The sequence below is a fragment of the Streptomyces boetiae genome (assembly GCF_031845405.1).
Taxonomy (GTDB): Bacteria; Actinomycetota; Actinomycetes; order Streptomycetales; family Streptomycetaceae; genus Streptomyces; species Streptomyces boetiae.
Genome location: NZ_JAVREN010000115.1, coordinates 1 through 501, shown reverse-complemented (window position 1 = coordinate 501; position 501 = coordinate 1). Strand labels below are relative to the sequence as shown.

Below are 501 nucleotides of genomic sequence, written 5' to 3'. Positions count from 1 at the left end.
GCCATGGAGCCCGAAGACGAGTCCTGCGGCAAAGTCGACAAGTCGCTTCGCGTCCGTATCGTCCATCTCCGTGAGATTCATGATCACCGGAGTGCCCTCACGGAAGTGTTCCCCGATGGTACGGGCCTCGTTGTAGGTCCTGGGGTGCAGCGTGGTGATGCGGTACGGCTCCCGCTCGGACACGACCTTGGGCATGATCACCGGTGCGTTCTTCTCCATGTTCGGACGTTCGGGTGTGATGGATGCCACGGGGGCGATCCGGGCGGGTCGCGCGCTTTCCGCGGGGAGCTGAACCGGCTCGCGCTGGGCGGGCGGTTGCACTACTCGTACCGGTTCGTCCCTTTCGCGCTCGCGCTCACGCTCGCGTTCCACCTGGTGCGGCGGCTGGTGCCGACGCCGCTCGGGCTCCGGCTCGGGCTCGAAGTCGTCATCGGGGTCGAAGCCCCGGCCGTCGTACCCATCGTCCTCCACGAGGCCGAGGTAGACCGCCATCTTGCGCAT

The 501-nt window shown here is 66.7% G+C and carries 1 protein-coding gene; it reads right to left on the bottom strand.

Annotated features, from left to right (window positions below):
* A partial coding sequence (locus RM780_RS27630) for a cell division protein SepF (RefSeq protein WP_311633640.1) occupies window positions 1–501 on the bottom strand: 501 nt, incomplete at both ends.